1 protein-coding gene is annotated in these 395 nt (G+C 41.8%); it reads left to right on the top strand.

The window, feature by feature from the left end:
* Window positions 1-395: RNA-guided endonuclease TnpB family protein (locus tag GPK90_RS18035; protein WP_215703605.1), on the top strand; the 395-nt coding region annotated here is incomplete at both ends.

Genomic DNA, 395 nt, shown 5'->3' with positions numbered 1-395 from the left:
CGGTTTCGGATCTATCCCAATAAAATACAACAGGAACTGTTTGCAAAAACATTTGGATGTGTCAGGTTTGTATATAACCGAATGCTGGCAGAAAAGAAGGAATGCTATGAAAAGACCGGAAAAAACCTGAAGGTCACTCCGGCAAAATATAAGGCAGAATTTCCATGGCTAAAAGAAGTGGACAGCCTTGCTCTGTGCAATGCCCAGCTGCATCTGCAGACTGCTTATAAAAACTTTTTCCGGGATCCATCGTTTGGATTTCCAAAATTCAAGTCAAAAAAGAATCCTGTTAAAAGCTATACCACAAACAGTGTAAATGGAAATATCCTGTTAAAAGATGGGAAGCTGAAGCTCCCAAAGGCAGGCTGGATCCGGATCCGGCAGCATCGTAAGAT

Origin of the sequence: Clostridium sp. MCC344, assembly GCF_018785365.1 — a bacterium.
GTDB lineage: Bacteria > Bacillota > Clostridia > Lachnospirales > Lachnospiraceae > Pilosibacter.
Note: the sequence above shows the minus strand (reverse complement) of the source record. Positions and strands in the feature narration are given on the sequence as shown.